The following is a 15287-nucleotide window of genomic DNA, read 5'->3' on the forward strand; positions in this document are numbered from 1 at the left end:
GCAGCGGCAAAAGCGACATCACCGGACTTGCCTTCCGCGCCGGTTCAGCCCTTTGCCACCTTGCGGATCGCGCTCGACGACAGCGACGAACGCGGGCCGTGGATGAAGGTCCAGGCCGGCGCCGTCATGCGGGCGAGCCGCGGTGCGTCGCCCTCGTCGACGCGGGCATAGTCGAAGGTCTTGGCGACCACCGACGACAGGAACGACAGCGTCGCGCCTGGCCGGTCGACCACCGCGATCGGGAACGTCATGACGATGCGGCGCCAGCGCTGCCAGCGGTGGAAGTCGCGAAGCGAGTCGGCGCCCATGATCCAGACAAAATCGACGCCCGGGTTACGCGCCTTGACCAGCGCCAGCGTGTCGGCGGTGAAGCGGACGCGGTGGGCCGCCTCGAATGCGGTGACCTTGATCTTCGGGTTCTTCGCGATCTTTTCGGATAGCTGCAGCCGCTCGGCCAGCGGCGCCAGGTCTCCGGCATTCTTGAGCGGATTGCCGGGCGTCACCATCCACCACAGCTGATCGAGCGCAAGGCGTCTGAGTGCGATCTCGGCGACCAGCGCATGGCCGGCATGCGGCGGGTTGAACGAACCGCCGAACAGCCCGACCGCCACGCCTTTCCCGGCATGCGGCATCTTGAGATAGCGGGAGGATATGGCATGTTCGGACAAGGCAAGCATGCGTCAGGCACCCCCCTCTGCCGCGCCGGGCATCTCCCCCTCAAGGGGGGAGATTGTCAGCTTCATCGCAGGCGCAAATCTTGCAACGCCGCCGATTGGCGAAATCAGAAATGACAGCCAATCTCCCCCCTTGAGGGGGAGATGTCCGGCAGGACAGAGGGGGGTGGCTGGGCGCACGCCTCTCAGGCTCGGACTGTGGACGGATTCAAGGCCTCACCTGTCCCGACCCGCGCACGCGATATTTGAACGAGGTCAGTTGCTCGACGCCGACCGGCCCGCGTGCATGCATCTTGCCGGTGGCGATGCCGATCTCGGCGCCCATGCCGAACTCGCCGCCATCGGCAAACTGGGTCGAGGCGTTGTGCAGAAGAATCGCCGAATCGACCTCGTTGAAGAACCGGTCGACCGCTGTGGCGTCCTCGGCGATGATCGCCTCGGTGTGATGCGAGGAAAACGTCTCGATATGCTCGATGGCGCCGCCAATGCCGTCGACCAGCTTCACCGCAATGATGGCATCGAGATACTCGGTCACCCAGTCTGCATCGGTCGCGGGCTGGGCATCGGCATAAAGCCTCAGCGCCTCGGCATCGGCATGGATCTCGCAGCCCGCCGCCCGCAGGGCCTCGAGGATCGGCACCAGGTGCGTGCCGGCGGCGGCACGGTCGACCAGCAGCGTCTCGGCAGCACCGCACACCCCGGTGCGCCGCATCTTGGCATTGACCGCGATCTTGACCGCCATGTCGAGATCGGCCGATCGGTCGATATAGAGATGGCAGATGCCCTCGAGATGCGCGAAGACCGGCACCCGTGCCTCGTTCTGCACACGCTCGACCAGGCTGCGGCCGCCGCGCGGAATGATGACCTCGAGATTGCCGGAAAGTCCTTTCAGCATTTCGCCGACGGCGGCGCGATCGGTGGTCGGCACCAATTGTATGGCATCCTCCGGCAGCCCGGCTGGCTTCAGCCCCTCGACCAGGCAGGCATGGATAGCGGCGGAAGAATTCGCCGAATCCGAGCCGCCGCGCAGGATCACCGGATTGCCCGCCTTGAGGCAGAGCGCGCCGGCATCGGCGGTCACGTTAGGCCGGCTCTCATAGATGACGCCGACGACGCCGAGCGGCGTGCGCACCCGTTCGATATGCAACCCGTTCGGCCGGTCCCATGCGGCAATGACATCGCCGACCGGATCGCGTAACCCGGCGATCTCGCTGATACCGTCTGCCATGGCGCGGATGCGGGCGGGATCGAGCTTCAGCCGATCCATCGACGCTGCCGATAGGCCAGCCTCCCTGCCATTTCTGATGTCGATGGCATTGGCGTCGAGGATGTCCTGCTCATGCCGAAGGATCGCCTGAGCCATGCCGATCAGCGCCGCGTGCTTGCGCTCGGCCGCAGCTATGGCCAGCGGGCGGGCCGCGGCACGCGCGCGGCGGCCGATATCGGCCATCAGCGCCACGGTATCATCCCGGGATTTTTCATGCAGCGTCAGCATGGCTCATCCTCCGCTATGTAACCTGGTCACCGACTACTTGCTCACCACCGGCATGGCTCACCACAAGGTCGTCGCGGTGGATCATCGCCGAACGCGCCTCGTAGCCGAGCACGGTTTCGATCTCTGTCGTCCTCAGCCCAGCGATCCTTACGGCATCGGCGGCATCATAGGCAACCAGCCCGCGCGCGATCTCGCGGCCCTCGGGCGACAGGATCGCCACCGTGTCGCCACGCGCAAAATTGCCGCTGACCAGTTTGACGCCGGCCGGCAGCAGCGACTTGCCGGAGAGCAGCGCGCCGATGGCGCCGGCATCGACGGTCAGCCGGCCGGCCGGTTCGAGCTGCCCGGCGATCCAGGTCTTGTAGCCCTTGACCGGATTGGCGCTCGGCCGGAAGAAGGTGGCACGCTCGCCGCGCTCGATTGCCAGCAGCGGCGACAGCCGCGTGCCCGATGTGATGATCATGGCGGTGCCGGCGGCGGTCGCGATCTTGCCGGCGTCGAGCTTGGTGCGCATGCCGCCGCGCGACAATTCCGAAGCAGCGGCACCCGCCATCGCTTCGATGTCGGGGGTGATGCGGTCGACGACCTGAATGAACCGGGCTTGCGGGTCACGCGCCGGCGGTGCCGTGTAGAGCCCGTCAACGTCGGAGAGCAGCACCAAAAGGTCGGCGCCCATCATGGTGGCGACACGCGCCGCCAGCCGGTCGTTGTCGCCATAGCGGATTTCGGAGGTGGCCACCGTATCGTTCTCGTTGATGACCGGCACCGCCTTCATCTTGAGCAGTGTCGAAATCGTCGCCCGCGCGTTGAGATAGCGGCGGCGCTCTTCGGTGTCGCCGAGCGTCAGCAGGATCTGGCCCGATTTCAAGCCATTCTTGCCGAGCGCATCCGACCAGGCGCCGGCCAGCGCGATTTGCCCGACGGCGGCCGCCGCCTGACTCTCCTCGAGCTTCAGCGCCCGCTTGCCGAGGCCGAGAATGGTGCGGCCAAGTGCAATCGCGCCCGAAGACACGACGAGAATTTCGGCGCCGCCATTGGCCAGCACGGCGATGTCGTCGGCAAGCGAGGCCAGCCAGTCGCGCTTCAGGCCCGTCGTGCGGTCGACAAGCAGCGCCGAGCCGATCTTGACGGCAATGCGCCGATAATTTTTCAGCGATTGCGCGGCCATGGCTATGTGTTCCAGCGCGTCTCGACCGGCGCAGCGGCAGCCTCGCGTGCATCGGCCACCACAGCGATCAGCGCGCGCAACACCGCCTCGACGCCTTCGCCGGTGACCGCCGAAAGCAGCATCGGCGCGCGGCCGGCGGCACGTTTCAGCGAGGCGGTCTTTTTCTTGCGTGCGTCGGCATCGAGTATGTCGACCTGGGAAAGCGCGACGATTTCGACCTTGTCGGTCAGCCCATTGCCGTAGGCTTCGAGCTCGGCACGCACGGTCTTGTAGGCATTGGCCGGATTTTCTTCCTGCGCCGAGACAAGATGCAGAAGGACACGCGTGCGCTCGACATGGCCAAGGAAGCGGTCGCCGATGCCGACACCTTCATGCGCGCCTTCGATCAGGCCCGGAATATCGGCAATGACGAATTCGCGACCGTCGATGCGGGCCACGCCAAGGCCCGGATGCAGCGTGGTGAAGGGATAGTCGGCGATCTTCGGCTTGGCCGCGGTGACCGCCGCCAGGAAGGTCGACTTGCCGGCGTTGGGCAGCCCGACAAGGCCGGCATCGGCGATCAGCTTCAGCCTGAGCCAGATGTTGAGCTCTTCGCCCGGCAGTCCGGGATTGGCGCGGCGCGGCGCCTGGTTGGTCGAGGTCTTGAAGTGCTGGTTGCCGAAACCGCCATTGCCGCCCTTGGCCAACAGAAAGCGCTGGCCGACGACCGTCAGATCGCAGATCAGCGTCTCATTGTCCTCGGCAAAGACCTGTGTTCCAGCCGGCACTTTCAGCGTTACGTCGGCACCCTTGGCGCCGGTCATGTTGCGGCCCATGCCGTGCGTCCCGGTCTTGGCCTTGAAATGCTGCTGGTAACGATAGTCGATCAGCGTGTTCAGCCCATCGACCGCCTCGACCCATACATCGCCGCCGCGACCGCCGTCGCCGCCGTCCGGGCCGCCGAACTCGATGAACTTTTCGCGCCGGAACGACACCGAACCGGCGCCGCCGTCGCCGGAGCGGATGTAGACCTTGGCTTGATCGAGAAATTTCATCGGATTGTATGGTTTCTGCTATTGGCTTTGCGGGATTGCTCTAAACCAAGGCGGGTCGAAGGGCGAGGGCCGTTTTTGCTACTGTAACGTCGCGCGTAGCTCTGGACGCGTACCATTTGGTTGACCCTTGCCGAAAATCGATCTTCGGCTTTCCAAGCGCGAGATGTCGGAATGAAGCTGGTAACTTACAATATCCACTACGGCGTCGGTCTCGACGGCCGGTACGATGTCGGCCGTATCGCCGATGCCGTGCGCGGCGCCGACGTGATCGCGCTGCAGGAGGTCACCCGCGCCAACCCGAAGAATGGCGGCCGCGACATGGTGGCCGACCTCGGCAAGGCGCTGCCCGACTATTTTGCCGTCTACGGCAGCAATTTCGAAGCCGACGCCGGCTCGCGCCTGGAGAACGGCCGCGCCATCACGACCACCTTCCAGCTCGGCAACATGGTGCTGTCGAGGACGCCGATCCATCTGTCGCGCAATCTCCTTTTGCCGCGCAGCCGCAGTGTCGAGGCGATGAACTTCCAGCGCGGCGCGCTGGAGGCGCTGATCGAAACGCCGCTTGGTCCGATCCGCTTCTATTCCACCCATCTCGACCATCGCAGCCCGGTTGAACGGCTGAGCCAGATCCGCTTTCTGCGCCAGCGTCTGTTGAAATACTCGCTCGAGGGCGGCGGGCTCTCCGGCGTCGCCGAGATCGGCTTGCCGGAGCTGCCTTGTCCCGAAGCCTTCGTCGTCATGGGCGACTTCAACATGCTGGCCGGATCGCCGGAACATGTCGAACTCGCCGGCCAGGCTGACCATGAATTCGGCATGCCGGTGACCGCCGACCTCGCCGTCGATGCCGCCACGCGCCTCGGCGCCGCCGGCGCCGATCTCGTCACCTGGGTCGACCCCAAGCGGCCGGGCGATACCAGCCGCTACAAGCGCATCGACTACATCTTCACCAGCGCCTCGCTTGCCAAATCGCTGAGGCGCCTGTGGGTCGACCGGCAAGCGGCCGGTTCGGATCACTTGCCGGTCTGGCTCGAGATGACGTGAGCCGCATCCATCAAAAATGCACCCAGTTCCGCAGGCTGGTCCAGGTCTTGCGATCGAGGCGGTAGCGCTCGACCGGCACCTGGCCTGCAACGATCGAGTTCAGCATGCCCTGGCCGGCATACTGGAAGCCGCATTTGTGGATGACCCGGCGCGAGGCCGGATTGATAACCCGCGTCGAGGCGTGCAGCACCTGGATCGTGGTTCTCTGGAAGGCAAGGTCGACCAGTGCGTGCGCTGCTTCCGTCGCGTAGCCGCGTTTCCAGTACGGCTCGCCGATCCAGTAGCCGAGCTCCAGCCCACGATCCGTAGTGTTGAGCCCGGCACAGCCGACGAAGGTCTCGGTGCCGGCCAGCGTCAACGCATAGGCGATTCCGGCCCGGCGCGATGCCGTCATGGCCAGGAAAGCGCGTGCCTCCGCCTCGCCATAGGGATGCGGCATGCGAGCCAGCATTTCCGCGACGTGGCGGTTGTCGGCGAGCGCCACCAATTGCTCGATGTCGCTCTCACCCGGGGGCCGCATGACCAGCCGCTCGGTCGCGAGCACCGGGCAATCTATCGTGTAACTTTCGTCGTCTGTCGCTTCCGCTTCGGCAACCATATCAAAGTCCTCCAGGCACAAGAAAAAGGGGAGATGGAAACCCATCTCCCCTGATCCATTTCCTGGCTTGGCCAGACACCGGTCCCGAGATGGGTGCCGGTGTTCTCGTGCGGAACCGGCTACTCCGCTGCCTTCGTCATCGGGTTCACCGATACGTAGGTTCGGCCATTGGCTTTTTTGTTGAAGGTGACTGCGCCAGCTTCGAGCGCAAACAGCGTGTGGTCCGTGCCAATGCCGACATTGGTGCCGGGATGCCACGTCGTGCCACGCTGACGAATGATGATGTTGCCCGGAATCACGGCTTCGCCACCGAACTTCTTCACGCCGAGCCGCTTGGAATGGGAGTCGCGACCATTGCGCGACGATCCGCCAGCTTTCTTGTGTGCCATCTAACTACTCCGATGCGCCGCGAGGCGCCTAAACGATCTTATGAACGCGTTCGCGTTCCGTTTCAAGTCCGATCCGGCGCCGATTGCGCCGGTTCGTTCTACTTCTTCGCCAATTCCTTGGCCTGCTCGCGCCAGTCCTTGATCTGGTCGGCGCTGAACGGCATGTGCTCGTCGATCTTGGCGACGTCCTTGTCGGACAGCTTGGCGATCTGGGCAAAGGTGGTGATGCCCTGTTCGTTGAGCTGGCCGGCGGCGACCGGGCCGATGCCCTTGATCACGGTCAGGTCGTCCGGCTCGCCCTTCGGCGCCTTGAACAACGGCGCGGCGGCTTCGGCAGCCTTGTCCTCGGTCGTCTCGGCCTTGGCTTCCTTCTTCGGCGCAGCCTCTGCCTTCGCTGCTGCCTTCGGCGCGGCTTCAGCCTTCGCCTCGGTCTTGGCTGCAACTTCGGCCTTCGCTTCGGTCTTGGCGGCGGCCTTCTTCGCCGGCTTGGCGCCACCCAGCAGGATCTCGGCAATCCTGACGGTGGTCAAAAGCTGGCGATGGCCGATCTTGCGGCGCGAATTCTGCCGACGGCGCTTCTTGAAGGCGATGACGGTACGGTTCTTGCCCTGCTCGACGACTTCGGCGGTGACCATCGCACCATCGACGAACGGCGCGCCGAACGTGACGTTCTCGCCTTCGCCATGCGCGAGCACGCTACCGATCTCGACGATGTCGCCGACATTGGCTTCGAGTTTTTCGATCTTCAGGAGATCGTTGGCGGCAACGCGATACTGCTTGCCGCCCGTTTTGATGACTGCGAACATTTTTTGCCTTTCGCTGTTCGGTCGGCCTTGATGAACCGCCTCAGGCGGTTCGGCCGTCTTTTTGTCAGTCTGCGGGTTCAAAAAACAAGCGGCGCGGAAGATCCCTCCACGCCGATTGCGCGCTGTCCCTAACCGAAGGTTCGGCTTGAGTCAAGGCAAGCGCCGCGGGCAAGCTGCAAACGGGTTGAGCCCAGTCCTTGCAAATATCGAGCAGCGGCTACCGGAGCCTCGAAGGAAGCACGGACAGAAGCTGCGGCGCCGGGGCAGATTGGCCCTTGTAACCTGCCTGTCCAGCCGTTATCTAGTGCGCCGCGCCGGCAACGGCGGACCATGACCGCGGAGAGGTGGCAGAGTGGTCGAATGCACCGCACTCGAAATGCGGCATGGGTGCAAGCCCATCGGGGGTTCGAATCCCTCCCTCTCCGCCACTTCGGAATGGTCCATTCCGGACCCATAGGTAACAGCATCTCTCATCGCGCCGGTAATGGCTTAAGATCGCGGGCCTATGCAGCCTTCCGCCGCAATTGGCTCACGCTCAGCCACACCGCCGAAACCAGGAAGTAGAGGGCGCCTACTGCGGCATAGCCGGCCACGTTGGAGATCGATGGCGGCATCGGCATCCGCGTCTGCACGATGAAAAACGTGCCTGCCAGTGCTGATTGCCCTCCGCTCAGGATCATCGCCCACTGCGCACCAGAGCTCTTCCAACGGCGGACGGCGGTGCCGAGTTGAAGCGGCCGGACAGGATCGCCCATAGGCCGAACACGCCGAGCACCCAATTCATGCTCATCTTCAGCGCAACAATGACCGCGAGCGTTGTCGCCACACTGACCACGACGTTGATGGTCTGGGTGCGATTCTGTCCCAATCCTCCGCTGCGCGATGCGTCGACAAAATTGGCCAAGGCATTCCCATGCAGGATAAGCCACGAGTAACACCGCCGCGACCACCCCGGAATGCTGTCCCACCGTAAAGGCAGCCGCCACCCAGACAGCCGAGAACGCCGTCCGAGCGAAGTAATAGAGCTTGAGCCATTGTTCTTGGCTGGAGCGGGAAAGATCGCCACTGTAAACCGTCATTGGATTGTCCTTTCGACTAGTAGGTAGGGACTCTCGACGAACGTCGCAGAGTGATTGCTAGTATGGTTAGTTGAGATCTAGGCCCGCATCCGGGGGGAAGCGCGGAGCCGCTCCAGGAGCGGGCCCGTCACGACGGCGAATATCTTCGGATCGCCATAGGCCCGTGCTGAAAGCATCGCGCCGTGAACGGTCGCCATGAACGCTTCAGCCTCGGCACGAGGGGTGCTCATCAGTCGAAATTGGCCGTGCCGCGCACCGCGCTCCATCACCGATGTAAGCCACCCTGACAGCGAGCGGAAATGCGCCCGGACCTCAAGGCCAACTTCCTCGGGCAGCACGGGGAGCTCGCTTGCCAACAGCGCGCAGATACAAAACGGGGCGCTGGCGTTCGCGATGCAGGCTTCCCAATACCCGGCATAGATCCGCAACTGTTCGAGCGGATCGGATTCGTGAAGTTCGACATTTGCCATCCCAGCTTCAGTTTCTTCGCGATACCGCGCAACCAGTGTCCGAACCAGATCGACCTTGCTTGGAAAATGGTGATGGATGCTCGCCTTACGGATCCCGACCACATCAGCGATGTCGGCATAACTGAAACCGTTGTAGCCGCCAGCGACGATCAGTGAACGTGCGCAAGCCAGGATGTCATCAGAGGTGGTAGACAAGTTGCTCATACTTTTACCTACCTTCTGGTAGGATGGCAGTCAAGTCTTATTGCAACGCGAGTAGCGTGAAATTGCGTGGCTATGGCGTAGACGTCATTCGATCTTAATTGATCTCGGCCCGCCATCCATTCAGACAGCTCCGGTGTTTGTCGATCGAGGTAGCCATCCCACTTCGAGGACGAGGCAACACCCTCCGGCCGACCGGACCACCGCCAATCGCCGTGCGGCACTAGGCGTTTGCACCGACTGCGCTATCTCACCATCGTTAGCTTGTTCTATCGCTGGTTGAAGACTGGGAGGTTTCCATGGATCGGCGACTATTTTTGACAGGAATGTTTGGCATTGCCGGGGCCGCGGCCCTTGCAAGCACAGTTCGGCCAATCAACGCAGTGGCCGGCGTTCCAACTGCCAGAAGCGGCATTCTCGATGAACTCGAGGCGCCGGATGTCGAGACCTTCGACGACGATGAAACTCAAGCAGAGTTGCAACCAGTCTATCATCGCCGGTGGCACCGGCCGCGCCGGCGCCGCCGGCGCGCTTGGAGAAGGGTCTGTCGCGTTTACTGGCGAAACGGCTATCGGCGCAGGCGGTGCTTCCGCAGGCGCGTCTGGGTCTGGTTTCGATTCTAGCAACTGGCCGGCTTGAACCCTGGCCATCGCGGCCGGGGTTTTCGCCCCAGGCGGCCGTTAGCGCCCTTAGGGAGCTTTCCTAAGGGCGCGGAGGAAGCTGACGGTGTTTGCAGGGTTCAGAGCCACCAGCCTACGACTGGACGATACGACGATTTTCGCAAGGGTCGGAGGCACCGGTCCGCCGCTGCTGCTTCTTCACGGTTTTCCAGAAACGCATCTGATGTGGAGGGATATCGCCGCAGCCTTGGCGCTCCGCTTCACGGTGGTCGCCGCCGACCTTCGAGGCTATGGGCAAAGCGGATGTCCGATTTCCTCTGCCGATCATAGCCCATACGCCAAACGCGCCATGGCCGGCGACATGGTTCAGGCCATGAAGCAGCTGGGGTTTGAGCGGTTCATGGTTGCCGGGCATGATCGCGGCGGGCGGGTTACCTATCGCCTGGCGCTCGACCATCCCGACAAAGTGCTCAAAATCGCCGTCCTCGACATCATCCCCACCGCCGCAACGTGGGATCGGGCGGATGCCAGACTGGCGCTCGGCTTCTGGCCCTGGAGCCTTCTTGCGCAGCCGGAGCCCCTGCCGGAGCGTCTGATCGGCGCGGCTCCCGATGCTGTCGTCGACGATGCAATTACGCACTGGGGATCGTCGGCGAAAATGGTCTCCAAAGAGGTCAGGAACGCCTATGTTGATGCGCTTCGCGATCCCGCGCATATTCATGCCATCTGCGAAGAGTATCGCGCCGCTGCGACGATCGATCGTGAACATGACGCGCTGGACCGCGCAAACGGTCGTCGCATCGACTGTCCGCTACTGGCGCTATGGAGTGGCGAAGGCGCCCTGGAGAACTGGTATGCGCAAGAAGGCGGGCCGCTGGCCATCTGGAGGAAATGGGCCGACAGAGTGGCAGGATGCGCTGTCCAAGGCGGGCACTTTTTCCCGGAAGAGCACCCCGACAAGACGGCAGCGGCTCTCTCGGAATTCTTTGAAGACAAACAGGTCGGTCAGCACAGAGTATTGTAGAGGTCACATGCTTCAGTTACGCGGAACCTCGCGAGTGCTTCGCGGCCCTAGATCGAGAACCCTCCGAAAATCCGCCCGTCCGGCATCAATGTGCTTGATAAGGGAATGAAGGCGATCTCCACGTCCACGCCTCTGATATGCAGCCTCATGTTTGTCGGAAGTTGCGCATCGCCTTTGCCGGCATCCTTTGATGCTGCGAAATACGACAAGATGAGTTGCGTCGAGCTCAACGTGGCGATCGGCGCTGTCGCCGACGAAATGTCGGCGACAGCCATCGCTCGTGGCAAAGTCGTCCACACCAACATTCCGGGCTGGCTGCTGGGAGGGCAGCGTGTCGCCTCGACCGTGGCTGCCCGCCAGAGTGCGAAGATCGAGCGCTTGCGGCAGCAGGAGGCTGCGATTGCCGCGGCGAGACGAAGCCGGTGCTAATCGTCTCTTAGCCGTTCGATAAAACGCCTCTTATGGATATGCCGATCGCGGATCGCCTGCAGCCTGCGAGCAAAATCGTGGGTCGTGCCACATTCCTCGGCGATTGCCTTGAGGTCGAGCAGAAGGCTGGCGGCCTCATCGTAGCCGGGAGGGTTGCGGCGTTCGATCTCGCTCTCCACCTCACGCCAGACGCTTTCGCCGCGTCGCGAGAGCGCATCGAGCCGAATACGGCGAGCGCGCGCCTCTTCCGCCGCCTGCCGTTTTCTTTCAGCCTCTCGTTGCTCCTCCTGCGCGCGCTCGCGGGCCTGACGGATCGCCTCGGCACGGGCTCGCAGTTCGCCGGCCGAGCGCGGAACAGTGGCCATGGGGCTTCCAACAGAGACTTTCAACATCGAGCGATTCCGGACGAACGCCCGAAGCTCGTTTTCAACATGCCGATCGCCGTCGACGAGACGAACGAGCAGCGTCGTCTTTTCATGATCGGACAAGGCGCCGACTGAACGCCGGACCATATCCGGCGACAATTCCGTTGTCGTGCCGGCGGGACGCTCGGCCGCCTCAGCGACGAGGTCGGCGTCGAGCTGAAAGAAGCGCGCGAAAGCGTCGAGCGCGGGCGTCATCGGGCCGATCCCCGGCAAAGGCTCCGCCTCGTCCGGCTTGACGGAACCGATCTCGGCCGCCTTCAGCCACAGCAGGTAGAAAAGCCTCAGATCGCCGCCGAGCACGTCGGCGCGCAGCGGCGCCAGTGCTTCGAGCCAGTGCGAGTCGTCGTCCCAATTATCCCAATCGTCCGCAGGTTCCAGTTCTTCGCACAGGATGTCGACGATCAGGTTCTCGCCGGACGTGCTGATCTCGAGGCAATCGACCGCATGCAGGAATCCCTCGAGACGCTGCCGGTCGATTAATCGCGCTGGAAACCGGATCATCAGCCGGTGGGTGCCCCAATTCGCCAAATAGAGATGAAGATCGAACCAACGCCGCATCAACGCGACCGGATCGCCTTTAAAGTCGCCCCACTCGTAGAAATTCGTGAAGCTCGTGGCCGTAATCCGCGCCCGCGTCGACACATCGCGCAAGTCCCGGCGATCCGCTTCGCTGAGTGGGCGGTCGACCGCCCGAAACTCGTAGTATTGATATTCGCTCATGGTTGCTTGGCTGCTGGCCGATCCTCGTCCCACAGGTCAGTTCAGGATAGAGCTGTGTCGAGATCGAACTCGCCCTGTCTGGCACTTTCTGCACAGGAATTTGCCGTCTGTGCGGATGAACTGTTGAAAGGCAGCCGGCCTGTCGTAGATTTGGCAAGCGCGAACGGCAGCGAGGATGCCATGAAGAAGGAAGAACTGGACTCCGTCCTTGGACGGGGCAAGCCCGGCTTCGATCTCGGTCCGATAGAAGATCAACTACATGCCGTGGCAAACGAGCAGCAATTGCCGGATGTCGCAATCATTCACTGCATAGCGAGGATTGAAGAATCGGCTCCCGCGCTGCGTGCCGTCGTCACAAGAGCGGCCGAAGGAGAGGCTCTGTCGCGGGATGATCAGATGCTGCTCTTGCGAGGCATCTACATTCTGGGCGGCGCTCGCGACACTAGAACGTTCGGGCCCTTGTTGCGCCTGCTGCGCCGGCCGGGACGCGACCTCGATGACCTGCTCGGCGACGTGGTGACCGAGAGCATGGCGCGTATCGTCGCCGGCGTATTTGATGGCGACGCCGACGCTTTGTTCAGCTTGATCAGCGACCGCTCCGTCGATGAATTCGTCCGCGATGCAGTTTTGGGCGCAGCGACCTTCCTGACCTGGGAAGGCCGCATCGAGCGTGACCGAATGCGAGATTTTCTCGAGCGATTCCACACCGAGAGGCTGGCCGATGACGACGATTTCGCCTGGATCGCCTGGCTGGGGGCGATCGCCCTGCTTGGCTTGCGCGATCTGGCGTCACTTGTTCACAGCGCATGGGACGACGGCCGCATCCCCGAAGGGGTAATCGACCGCCGCGATTTCGAAGACGATCTCCTGGCCGCCGAGCAAAGCCCAAACGACATGGATCGATTCGAGCGCGCCGCTCTCGGCTATATCGACGACGTGCTTGAAGCGTTGGAATGGACCAGCCACCTTGAGTATTTTGGCGAGGAAGATTGGCAATCGCCCTTGCCGGAACAAACTTGGCTCGACGAGTTGTCGAGATTGACAGCGCCGGTCACAAATCCTTGGCGCCATGTCGGACGCAATGATCCGTGTCCCTGTGGAAGCGGCAAGAAAGCAAAGAAATGCTGCCTGGCAAACTAACCTGTTGCAGTGTCGCGCAATTGCGAGTTTGATTTTTGGCTACCCTCACGCCGATCCACCGGGCTGATGCGCAGCGATCGCGCCGAGGAATATCTCGCCGAAATCCTTGAGCTTGGCGGCGCCGACGCCGTTGACCGCGGCGAAGGCGTCCAGATCACGCGGGCAGCGTTCGGCCATATCGATCAGTGTACGATCCGAAAAGATCACGAAGGCCGGCACCTGGCGTTCCCGGGCAAGACGCAGCCGTACAGCCTTGAGCGCGGCCAGCAGCGCCGAATCCAGACCTTCCGTGCCTGCTGCGGTATCCTCAGGACGTATCTTGCCTCGCGATGACTGGCGCGCGTCCAAGCGATACCGGAATGAAGCCTCGCCCCGAGCCAGCGCACGGCCCTTCTCGGCAATGGCGACGCCGCCATGGCCGGCTGAGTCCAATGTCAGGAACCCTCCCGCGACGAGTTGGCGGAGCAGCGACAGCAAGAAACTCTTTTTATGCGCCACACCGGTGCCGAAGCTGGCAAGCCTGTGGTGGTTCCTGTCCAGGACCTTCTCGGTCTCATGGCCGAGCAGGACATCGACGACATGGGCGACGCCGAAGCGCTCGCCGGTCTGTGCGATCGCCGCCAGGATGATCCGCGCCTCCGCCTCGCCATCCGCATGCGGCGCCTGGTCGAGGCAGTTGTCGCAATTGCCGCAAGGCGAAGCACTTTCGCCGAAATAGCCAAGCAGGATCTGACGGCGGCACTGCGTCGTCTCGCAATAACCGATCAGCGTATCGAGTCGGCCATGCGCGCGCCTTTTGTGCTCAGCCGGCGCGTCCTCGTCTTCGATGAAAAGCCGGCGCATGCGGATATCGCCGAGACCGAAGAGCATATGTGCCTCGGCCGCCCGCCCGTCGCGGCCCGCCCGCCCGATTTCCTGATAATAGGCCTCCAAGCTGCCCGGCAGGTCTGTGTGGAAGACATAGGCGACATCCGGCTTGTCGATCCCCATGCCGAAGGCGATGGTCGCCACCATCACCACGCCGGACAAGGTCATGAAAGCGTTTTGATTCGCTTCACGCGCGTCCTTGCTCATGCCGGCATGATAGGCGAGCGCGCGTACGCCGTTCCGCTCGAGGAACGCCGCCATCTCTTCGGTCTTTTTGCGTGACAGGCAATAGACGATCCCGCTGCGGCCCGCATGGCGCTGCACGAAGCCGAGCAGTTGGCGCTTGCTGTCCTGCTTGGGCTCAATGCTTAGCTTGATGTTCGGCCGGTCGAAGCCGAGCACCACGGTATCGACGCGCCCGTCGAACAGTTGCGCGGCAATGTCGGTGCGCGTCGTCTCGTCCGCCGTCGCCGTCAACGCAATGATCGGCACTTTCGGGAAGATATCACGTAGTCTCGACAATTCTTCGTATTCGCGCCGGAACGCCGGTCCCCATTGGGAGATGCAATGTGCCTCGTCGATGGCGATCAGCCGGACATCGAGCTTGGTCAACGCCTCGAGCATTCGCACCGTCATTAGCCGCTCCGGTGCAAGATAGAGCAGGCGCGTCTGGCCTGCCGCGACACGGCGCCATGCAGCGACATTGGCGTCGCGGTCGAGCGAGGAATTGATCGTATCGGCCGCCACGCCGGCAAGGCGCAATGCGGCGACCTGATCCTGCATCAGGGCCACCAGCGGCGAAACGACAATGGTGAGCCCGCCCAGCACCAGCGCCGGGACCTGGTAGCAGAGCGATTTGCCGGCGCCGGTCGGCATGACAGCCAGCACATGATGCCCGGCCAGCAGCGCCTCCATCACGGCCGCCTGGCCGAGACGAAAATCATCGAAGCCGAATACATCCTTCAGGACGCGCCGCTTGGAATCCTCTGCCGGGATGCTCGCTGCTACCTGCATTACAGAACTTTCGGGGATACGACCTGCCGAAATTCCCCGGCGAATCGCCAGGTGATTGCCTGGACAGCAGATTCGAACATTTATCGACCCCTC

14 protein-coding genes, 1 tRNA gene and 1 pseudogene are annotated in these 15287 nt (G+C 62.9%); 5 read left to right on the forward strand and 11 right to left on the reverse strand.

What is annotated here, in order from left to right:
- Window positions 1–44: 44 nt before the first annotated feature.
- From NKI17_RS15125 to obgE, 4 genes are all read right to left on the reverse strand, one after another.
- The gene (locus NKI17_RS15125; protein ID WP_031212055.1) at window positions 45–632 is read right to left on the reverse strand and encodes a nicotinate-nucleotide adenylyltransferase; all 588 of its coding nucleotides are present in this window, start codon (window positions 630–632) and stop codon (window positions 45–47) included.
- A gap of 250 nt (window positions 633–882) precedes the next feature.
- The gene (locus tag NKI17_RS15130) at window positions 883–2169 is read right to left on the reverse strand and encodes a glutamate-5-semialdehyde dehydrogenase (protein ID WP_352569550.1); all 1287 of its coding nucleotides are present in this window, start codon (window positions 2167–2169) and stop codon (window positions 883–885) included.
- A gap of 13 nt (window positions 2170–2182) precedes the next feature.
- Window positions 2183–3337, reverse strand: coding sequence for a glutamate 5-kinase (proB, locus tag NKI17_RS15135; RefSeq protein WP_023678073.1), 1155 nt, complete (start codon window positions 3335–3337; stop codon window positions 2183–2185).
- 2 nt (window positions 3338–3339) lie between these two features.
- Window positions 3340–4371: a GTPase ObgE gene (obgE, locus tag NKI17_RS15140; protein ID WP_352569549.1), complete on the reverse strand. Its 1032-nt coding sequence runs from the start codon at window positions 4369–4371 to the stop codon at window positions 3340–3342.
- A 171-nt stretch (window positions 4372–4542) separates the two neighbouring features.
- Here obgE and NKI17_RS15145 point away from each other — a divergent pair, with 171 nt between their 5' ends.
- Window positions 4543–5412, forward strand: coding sequence for an endonuclease/exonuclease/phosphatase family protein (locus NKI17_RS15145; protein ID WP_352569548.1), 870 nt, complete (start codon window positions 4543–4545; stop codon window positions 5410–5412).
- A 10-nt stretch (window positions 5413–5422) separates the two neighbouring features.
- Here NKI17_RS15145 and NKI17_RS15150 read toward each other — a convergent pair whose 3' ends face one another.
- From NKI17_RS15150 to NKI17_RS15160, 3 genes are all read right to left on the reverse strand, one after another.
- On the reverse strand, window positions 5423–6010 hold the full coding sequence (locus tag NKI17_RS15150) for a GNAT family N-acetyltransferase (protein WP_352569546.1): 588 nt from the start codon (window positions 6008–6010) through the stop codon (window positions 5423–5425).
- Window positions 6011–6129: 119 nt separating this feature from the next.
- Window positions 6130–6399, reverse strand: coding sequence for a 50S ribosomal protein L27 (gene rpmA, locus NKI17_RS15155; protein WP_023678077.1), 270 nt, complete (start codon window positions 6397–6399; stop codon window positions 6130–6132).
- 98 nt (window positions 6400–6497) lie between these two features.
- Complete coding sequence (locus NKI17_RS15160; protein ID WP_352471261.1) at window positions 6498–7205, reverse strand: 50S ribosomal protein L21; 708 nt, start codon at window positions 7203–7205, stop codon at window positions 6498–6500.
- Between the two features lie 338 nt (window positions 7206–7543).
- Between NKI17_RS15160 and NKI17_RS15165 the strand changes: the two genes are divergently transcribed.
- Window positions 7544–7633, forward strand: a tRNA-Ser gene (locus tag NKI17_RS15165).
- A gap of 75 nt (window positions 7634–7708) precedes the next feature.
- Here NKI17_RS15165 and NKI17_RS15170 read toward each other — a convergent pair.
- Window positions 7709–8284, reverse strand: a pseudogene (locus NKI17_RS15170) (DUF308 domain-containing protein).
- A gap of 77 nt (window positions 8285–8361) precedes the next feature.
- Complete coding sequence (locus NKI17_RS15175) at window positions 8362–8958, reverse strand: TetR/AcrR family transcriptional regulator (protein WP_352696899.1); 597 nt, start codon at window positions 8956–8958, stop codon at window positions 8362–8364.
- Window positions 8959–9681: 723 nt separating this feature from the next.
- Between NKI17_RS15175 and NKI17_RS15180 the strand changes: the two genes are divergently transcribed.
- Together NKI17_RS15180 and NKI17_RS15185 are read left to right on the forward strand one after the other, a co-directional pair.
- Window positions 9682–10599 (forward strand): alpha/beta fold hydrolase, encoded by a 918-nt coding sequence (locus NKI17_RS15180; protein WP_352569543.1) that lies wholly within the window; start codon window positions 9682–9684, stop codon window positions 10597–10599.
- 174 nt (window positions 10600–10773) lie between these two features.
- A complete protein-coding gene (locus NKI17_RS15185) occupies window positions 10774–11028 on the forward strand; it encodes a hypothetical protein (protein WP_352594357.1) in 255 nt (84 codons plus the stop codon).
- Here NKI17_RS15185 and NKI17_RS15190 read toward each other — a convergent pair.
- Window positions 11025–12011 carry a hypothetical protein gene (locus NKI17_RS15190; protein ID WP_352906249.1) on the reverse strand — a complete coding sequence of 329 codons (987 nt, stop codon included), beginning with the start codon at window positions 12009–12011 and terminating at the stop codon, window positions 11025–11027. The genes NKI17_RS15185 and NKI17_RS15190 overlap by 4 nt on opposite strands.
- Here NKI17_RS15190 and NKI17_RS15195 point away from each other — a divergent pair.
- Complete coding sequence (locus NKI17_RS15195; protein ID WP_352906250.1) at window positions 11988–13313, forward strand: DUF1186 domain-containing protein; 1326 nt, start codon at window positions 11988–11990, stop codon at window positions 13311–13313. The genes NKI17_RS15190 and NKI17_RS15195 overlap by 24 nt on opposite strands.
- Window positions 13314–13358: 45 nt before the next feature.
- Here the strand turns inward: NKI17_RS15195 and recQ are convergent, their stop codons facing one another.
- Window positions 13359–15194 (reverse strand): DNA helicase RecQ, encoded by a 1836-nt coding sequence (gene recQ, locus NKI17_RS15200; RefSeq protein WP_352906252.1) that lies wholly within the window; start codon window positions 15192–15194, stop codon window positions 13359–13361.
- Window positions 15195–15287: the final 93 nt, after the last annotated feature.

It is taken from the genome of Mesorhizobium sp. M0816 (assembly GCF_040320005.1).
Classification (GTDB): domain Bacteria; phylum Pseudomonadota; class Alphaproteobacteria; order Rhizobiales; family Rhizobiaceae; genus Mesorhizobium.

What these genes read in the sequence shown, in the direction of transcription:
- NKI17_RS15130 (WP_352569550.1), bottom strand. Translation starts at nt 2,169, where the DNA reads ATGCTGACGCTGCATGAAAAATCCCGGGATGATACCGTGGCGCTGATG.
- proB (WP_023678073.1), bottom strand. Translation starts at nt 3,337, where the DNA reads ATGGCCGCGCAATCGCTGAAAAATTATCGGCGCATTGCCGTCAAGATC.
- NKI17_RS15175 (WP_352696899.1), bottom strand. Translation starts at nt 8,958, where the DNA reads ATGAGCAACTTGTCTACCACCTCTGATGACATCCTGGCTTGCGCACGT.
- NKI17_RS15195 (WP_352906250.1), top strand. Translation starts at nt 11,988, where the DNA reads ATGAAGATCGAACCAACGCCGCATCAACGCGACCGGATCGCCTTTAAA.
- NKI17_RS15145 (WP_352569548.1), top strand. Translation starts at nt 4,543, where the DNA reads ATGAAGCTGGTAACTTACAATATCCACTACGGCGTCGGTCTCGACGGC.
- NKI17_RS15190 (WP_352906249.1), bottom strand. Translation starts at nt 12,011, where the DNA reads ATGCGGCGTTGGTTCGATCTTCATCTCTATTTGGCGAATTGGGGCACC.
- obgE (WP_352569549.1), bottom strand. Translation starts at nt 4,371, where the DNA reads ATGAAATTTCTCGATCAAGCCAAGGTCTACATCCGCTCCGGCGACGGC.
- rpmA (WP_023678077.1), bottom strand. Translation starts at nt 6,399, where the DNA reads ATGGCACACAAGAAAGCTGGCGGATCGTCGCGCAATGGTCGCGACTCC.
- NKI17_RS15125 (WP_031212055.1), bottom strand. Translation starts at nt 632, where the DNA reads ATGCCGCATGCCGGGAAAGGCGTGGCGGTCGGGCTGTTCGGCGGTTCG.
- recQ (WP_352906252.1), bottom strand. Translation starts at nt 15,194, where the DNA reads ATGCAGGTAGCAGCGAGCATCCCGGCAGAGGATTCCAAGCGGCGCGTC.
- NKI17_RS15150 (WP_352569546.1), bottom strand. Translation starts at nt 6,010, where the DNA reads ATGGTTGCCGAAGCGGAAGCGACAGACGACGAAAGTTACACGATAGAT.
- NKI17_RS15160 (WP_352471261.1), bottom strand. Translation starts at nt 7,205, where the DNA reads ATGTTCGCAGTCATCAAAACGGGCGGCAAGCAGTATCGCGTTGCCGCC.